The organism is Legionella bononiensis (assembly GCF_016786215.1).
In the GTDB taxonomy this organism is placed as follows: domain Bacteria; phylum Pseudomonadota; class Gammaproteobacteria; order Legionellales; family Legionellaceae; genus Legionella; species Legionella bononiensis.
Genome location: NZ_JADOBG010000023.1, coordinates 85,706 through 93,041, shown reverse-complemented (window position 1 = coordinate 93,041; position 7,336 = coordinate 85,706). Strand labels below are relative to the sequence as shown.

Here is a 7,336-nt window from a genome sequence, read left to right as displayed (position 1 = left end):
TGTATGTTAAATAATTTCTAAGTTATATAATTGCTAAGACTTGGCATTTGATTATAACATCTTGAGATAACTAATTTTTTATGATCTGATGCCATGACATTATCTCGTCAAAATGCTTCAAGATATCCTCTCAGCGATCTACAACAGGGAATGCTATACCATACCTTATCAAGCCCCCGAAAAAGTACTTATTTAGTCCAGAAAATTATTCGATTTTCAGAACCTGTAAACCTGACTGCCCTTGAACAAGCATGGAATAGTGCATTAGCGAGATATCCTGTTCTGCGATCTTATTTTGATAGTCATGAGAGCTATTATACTCATCAATGTGTTGAAGATGAGTGCACAGTGCAAATAACCTGTTTAGACTTTGTCCCAAAAAACTATAATAACAATCAGATTGAACATTCCTTGAATGAATTTTTGCTAGAGGACGCAGACAAAGGCATTAAATTATCAAAACCGCCACTAATGAGACTCACCTGCCTCATCTTTAACGAATCATTGACGTATTTTGTTTGGAGTTATCATCACGCGCTTATGGGTGGCCCGTCTACAATCCAGGTACTTGTCGATGTGGTAATAGCCTATGAAGCGTTTAAATCAGGCAACACTCCGGACTTTAAAGAAACTCCAGGTGGTTTTTATATCCCCGGAACAGGGGAAAATTCGAGTATGGTTAATGAAGACTCGGGACGACAGTATTGGCAATCCATTTTTGCGGGCTCTCAAGCAAGTGGTCACTTGCCTGGAACTCATGAAAAAAGAACATCAGAAAATCAAATCCTTACAGCCAGGCAATCTGTTTACCGTTTTAAACTGGATACAACTACAACAACTCGTCTACGCGAGATGGCCAGCCGATGGAACCTCACTCCAAGTACGTTTATTTTTGGCGCATGGGGCCTGCTTCTTTCTCGTTACTTAAATAATCCCGAAGTAGTATTTGGTGCTGTTCGCGCCTATCCCCAAAGCCTTGTGAAAAATCATGTTGGTTTATACATCAATACACTGCCAATAAAGGTGACGACTGAACACCAGACTGTAGAGGCCTTTTTACGCGAGATTCGTCAGCAATATCAAAATTTAGCTCAATTTATTACGATACCCCTCAGTAAATTACAACGCTGGGTTGGAACACAACAAAACGAGCCCCTGTTTGAAACTTTTGTTGATTTTAAAAAGCACTCTTTAAACGATACGTTAAAAACCCGTTTGGGAAATTATTGGCTTAACAAATATGCTTATCAGCATTTCGATATAAACTATGCGTTTTCATTAGAAGCTCAGGAAGAAGAAGATTGTTTGGTTTTTGATCTTAATTACGAAAGCACTCTCTTTTCTTCAACAATGATTCAACGTTATGCTAATCATTATCTGCAAACCTTATTATTTTTATTAGGCGAACCTTTAGCTCTTCTGGATGAATTAGCACTCGTTCACAGTGAAGAATTACAAGAACTGTATCGAATGTCTGGTCATAAAAACCCTAAAAAAATCGCATTACACACCCTATTGGATGACTTTGATCAAACAACACAAGCTAATCCAGAAAAGAAAATGTTCCTGGATGAACATACGGAATTAACCGCTAGAGCGGCTTATCAACAAAGTGTGATGTTGGCCCAGGTCCTTCATCAAAAAAATAATCAACCCGATTCCAAACAGCCCGTTGTGGCTATCTTTATGGAGCGTTGTGCTGAAATAGTGGTTAGCATCCTGGCAATATGGCGCAGTGGTGGTGCATTTCTTCCCATAGACATTGCTTGCCCGAAAAGTCGAATTGAGTACATGCTAAATCACGCCGGTATAAAAATTATAGTAACAAATACCCTTACATTAAGGCAGCATCCTTATCTGCGTGAGTTGGATTACACCCTTGTTAATGTTGATGAGATTTTTTCCGGAAATCATAGTCTCATTATTGCTAACCAGCCTGTGAGAGCACAATTGAATGACTTGGCTTATGTAATCTATACCTCAGGCACTACAGGTCAACCAAAAGGCGTGATGGTTGAACATAAAAATTTAGCCAACTACGTACAATGGTTTTCAACTGCGGCCAAGTTGACGGACACAGATGTCTCCATTTTAATGTTGCCTTATTTTTTTGATGCCTCTTACACCAATCTTTTTCCTGCCCTTTCACTTGGAAATCAACTTTATATTCCATCGCAAAACACTTTGCAGGATGTTTATTCCACCCTAAGTTTAATCGAAAAAAACAAGATTACTTACATTAAAATTACTCCTTCTTTTTTCCGAGTTATTGTGCGCTCCAGCTTTTGCGACGCGCATCATTTTTCCTTAACTCATTTACGACTCATTATTTTGGGTGGTGAACCCATCGATGTTGAAGATGTAGCGCAATTTCGCAATCACTACCCTTTTGTTGAATTTATGAATCATTATGGGCCAACTGAAGCAACTATTGGATGTTGCGCAACCCTTATTAATTTCGATCAATACTCTTATTTTAAATCGGTACCGGTGGTTGGCAAACCCATTACCGGAGCGTTTGCTGTTGTAGTTGACCCCCAAATGCATTTGCAACCCATAGAGGTGGTTGGTGAACTGCTGATTGGTGGCCAGGGTATTTCCCGAGGGTATCTTGCTAACCCTGAGCTTTCTTCCGAACAATTTGTGCAGCACCCTGCATTTCCGGGGGAGGTACTTTATAAAACCGGAGACTTGGCTTATTGGCTTGAAGATGGGAACTTAAAAATATGCTCACGAAAAGACGCGCAAATCAAAATTCGTGGCCATCGAATTGAAAGTAAGGAAATTGAGCATGCTATTCTTGAAACAGGCATAGCAAATAGTGTTGATCTCTGTAAAGTCAGCTCATCAACCGGTAGCGATCGCTTAATTGCTTATATAAAACCATCCGAAACCGATCTTGGAGCTGCACGAGATAAAGTTGCATTATCGTCATGGACGGAAATGTATGATCAATTATATAGTCGAGAAAACCAGAGCGATTTGGCTTCATTTGCAACGAGCACCTGGGTAAGTGCTTATGATCATGAAAAAATTCCTGAAGCCCAAATGAAAGAATGGCAACAGGCCATTATCGAGCGTATTTATCAGCAATCGCCTGGCAGAATATTGGAAGTTGGTTGTGGTACTGGTTTAATATTACTTGGTCTGAAAAATAAATACACAAGCTATTTTGGTGTTGATATTTCAAGTGCAGCTATAAATCTCTTAAGTAAAAAAATTGCGAAATTTGATGTTCGGAACGCAACCCTTGCTTGTGCTCCAGCTCACGAGTTAGGCACTCTTGCTGAGCTACATGATGCAACATTCGACACCATTATCCTTAATTCTGTAGTGCAGTATTTTCCCTGTCTGGAGTATTTGGAAGATGTGTTAACCTGGTGTATCAGTAAACTGACTGATTCTGGTGTGATAATTATCGGCGACGTTCGCGACTATCGATTAGCGCCGGCTTATTACGACAGCATATTTTTAGCTAATAACATCAATGCACTACACGATTTTGAAGGACGACGTAATTATCAATATGCCAGACAAGTCCAGGAAAAGGAATTACTGATAGACCCAGAATATTTTGTTGATTTAGGTACAAGGATTAACCCATGTATTCGCGTCGATGTTCTAGCGAAAAAAGGACATACCTCCAATGAACTGAATACCTGGCGTTATGATATTGTAATGAGTTTTGGTTTACTACAACAGGCTGACCAGAAAAAGGAACCAATTAAATTCCACCAATATGAACCCAATACCGATATGGCCGTTTACTTTGATCTAAAAGATGAATCGTTCTGTATTCGCAGCGTTCCAAACTCACGCCTTTGGTCAAGTTATTGGACAACCGCTTACCTGGAAGGACGCGTTGCAGAAAATCATAATCAGCATGTTCCCATTGACCTCGAAACCATTTACGAATTAGCCCAGCAAAGAGGGTATATTTTAATCCCTTATATGGCTATGGGCTTTAAAGATGCAGAAACTTATTTAGATCTGTTATTGGTTAAAAAAGGCCACACAACCCAATTTAGTTCTTTATCAGGTTACCATGAAGCGAAGAATCCTGTAGCACGTAAATTGAGCACCCGTCCCATGTTTGCTTATCAGTACCAGCATCAGGACATTCATGCGCTCAAGGCAGCTCTTGCCGAAAAATTACCCGACTATATGATTCCGCAGCAATTTATATTTGTTCCTGAAATACCGATTACTCGTAACGGGAAGGTTGACAAAGCAAGACTTATAAGCCTGGGAGTATCAGCAGAGCACGCTAGAGATGTAAATCATGTACCGCCACGCAATGAGATTGAACAACAACTGGTTCAGATTTGGCAAGAAGTGCTTCGAGTTGACACAATAGGTGTATTAGATGACTTTTTTTCTTTGGGTGGGGACTCCATTCTATGCATTCAATTCATCTCAAAATGCCGCGCAGCTGGACTGCTTATTCAGCTCATCGATTTTATTGAGAAACCCACCATTGCAGGAATTGCGTCGCAAATTAAAACATCAACTCTTCTGAAGCGCAAAGAAATTCGTCCGGAGGGTGATGTTCCCCTAACACCAATCCAACATTGGTTTTTTGCACGGAATCTAGTCCGTCCAGAATATTATAATCAGGCTTTCTTCGTATCAGTACATGGTGTTGTGGAGCAGATGGCCTTAAAACATATTTTCAAAAAACTGGTGGATCAGCATGATAGTCTAAGATTACGGTTTAAACAGGATGGTTCTGGAACCTGGTTGCAGCATTATGATTTCTCCGATTTGGCACACCTGTTTCAGCTGGAAAATCTTTCTCATCTTGATGACAAGGAATTCCGTGAAACATTTGGACGGTGCCAAAGCCAATTTAATCTGGAACAAGGACCTTTGCTTGCTGTGGCTTTTCGTTGCCATAATGAACAGACGGATATTCTAATCGCACTACACCATTTAGTAGTTGATGGTGTCTCATGGCGCATTTTATTAGAAGATCTGGAAACTGGAATTAATGCTTATCAACAAGGTATAGCGCCTGAGCTCGGTGACAAGACTGATAGTTATCAGTTATGGGCTAAGGCATTGGAACACTCCGCACAAAGTCCCTGGTTTACAAATGAGTACAGGTATTGGAAAAGTATTGCCGATAGATGCCAGGAGAAACGATTAATCTCTCTTACTGCACAAGCAACAACCTATACTGATATCGCCCAACTAGCATTTAAATTATCACCAGAAGACACCCACACGCTTATGAAGATCTTGCCAGAGGCAAGTGGTTTGCGCATTCATGAAATTTTATTCGCAGTGTATGTACTTTCTTTAAAAAAATGGCGAGATGGCGAAGCTATTTTACTTCACATGGAAGGCCATGGAAGAGAGGCTTGTATTGAAGGATTGGATGTATCCCGCACTGTTGGATGGTTTACTTCAATGTTCCCCGTTTTAATAGATCTAAGTGTCGATGAAGAACAAGATGCTAATCTGCTTAGGATTTATCAAGTGATTGTCCAACAACTCCGAGAATTACCCAACAACGGAATGGGTTATGGACTACTACGCAAATTAAGACAAGGCCCTCTACCCAAATGGGTGACGCTGCTTGGTGATACGAAATTAAAATTTAATTATCTTGGTCAATTTCAGGAAACTCAAAAATCACAAACACTACAATCAACGATTAAATGGAGTGAGGGAACCATAGCTCCAGAAAATCAACCTGATTATTTACTTTTTTTACAGGCACTCATCCATAATGGACAATTGCATACTGAGTTTCGTTATAATTCAATCGCTTTTAAACTGGAAGAGATGAACCAGTTAATGAGTATTTTTCAGCAGGACCTTCATTCAATTATTAACTATTTAAATACAAGAAACGTCTACTATAAAAATGAATTTGATATAGACATTAATGATCAATTTGACACTCATGAGTTTTGATGTTGCAAAAAGGAATCCGCATGGAATTAACTCTTCGCCAGGTAGCCAGGGATGTGTATATTTTATTTATATTAGCTATTCTTGGCTATTTAACCAAATATGCTTTAAATCTTTTCTTAGCCCATCATCTCACCCCAATTCGCTATGGAGAGTATAGCGTTGCTATTAAATTACTGGATATTTTAGTACTGATAACCTTATTTGGCACTAATGTGGGTGCTAGTCGATTCTTAGCCAAATATTTAGAATTAAATAGTTTAAGATCCGCTATCGATTATATTGCATGGAATATAAAATTAATCAGTGTAACTTTTTCAATCATGCTGGTTGTCTCCCTTATTGCGTTTATATTGATGTGCTCCCTACATTATTCAGGTGTTCAAGACATAAAAGAGTACCATTTATTTGTGTATATATTATGGGTTGTACCAATTGCAGCAATTCCAGCATTACTACAAAGTTTCTTACTCTGCAGTCAGCACATTTATTCCCCAACCATTCTTTCTCAAATCGTCCTTTATGGACTGCAGCTGTTAATCTTTTGGATTATTACATTGTGTGTGATCCATCCCCTCAATAGCATCACGATAGCCACCGTACTCTTTATCTCTTTTTTGTTAGTCACATTCATTACTGCTCTAACACTCAATACCCAATTGTGGTCAATGGTTATTTTGGGGATAAAAAATAGAACCCATGCCGAAGTACTCAATCCTGCCTGGATCAAAGCTTCTTCACGCTGGATTCTTAATACCCTTATTTTTCAATTAATTTCTATTCTGGATTTAATCATTGTTTATGCTGTTGGAAAAAATAAGTTGTATGTCGGTTATTATGCAGCGATCTTAACCATTATTTATTTAATTTGGCTTTTGCCAGCAACATTATATCAAGGAATAAAACCGAAAATTTCCAATTTATTAAGTAGTGAAGCAGGACGTCTGGAACTACAATCTCTGCTGAATAAAACCAATGCTGTAGTTACCTTTCTTCTCCTGGTATTAAGCAGTTTAATTATCTACTTTTCAACAGAGCTGCTTTCCTATTTTGGTCCAACCTACGTTGCTGCTAAATCGGCTCTGATAATACTGACTGTTGGTGCTTGTTTAGGGGCATGTACAAAAATTTCCACCCTGCTGTTAATTTATGCCGATTTCGAATCCACCGTAGTGAAAATACGCGGAACTCAATTAGTATTGATGTTTGTATTAGTAGTTCCAGCCACCTATTTTTATAATATTACCGGAACGGCGACAGCAACAGCTTTAGTGATGTGCCTTGCCCCAGTGATATCCATTTGGATTGTTCATACCAAATTAAGATTACGTTCTGTATTTATTATTTAAGTGAGAGAATAGCTGGCTATTTCCTGAGTAATTTGGCCGAAATAATCTGCATATCCAACTTGGGTACA

Annotated in this window: 2 protein-coding genes; both read left to right on the top strand. The window is 39.0% G+C overall.

Annotated elements, in window-relative coordinates; genetic code table 11:
* The first annotated feature begins 93 nt into the window (after positions 1 to 93).
* The gene (locus tag IZU94_RS17195; RefSeq protein ID WP_203113664.1) at positions 94 to 5,922 is read left to right on the top strand and encodes a non-ribosomal peptide synthetase; all 5,829 of its coding nucleotides are present in this window, start codon (positions 94 to 96) and stop codon (positions 5,920 to 5,922) included.
* Between the two features lie 20 nt (positions 5,923 to 5,942).
* Entirely contained in the window at positions 5,943 to 7,268 is a 1,326-nt protein-coding gene (locus IZU94_RS17190; protein ID WP_203113662.1) for an MATE family efflux transporter, read from the top strand.
* Positions 7,269 to 7,336: the final 68 nt, after the last annotated feature.

Coding starts and splice junctions, on each gene's coding strand:
- IZU94_RS17195 (WP_203113664.1), top strand. CDS start 94: ATGACATTATCTCGTCAAAATGCTTCAAGATATCCTCTCAGCGATCTA.
- IZU94_RS17190 (WP_203113662.1), top strand. CDS start 5,943: ATGGAATTAACTCTTCGCCAGGTAGCCAGGGATGTGTATATTTTATTT.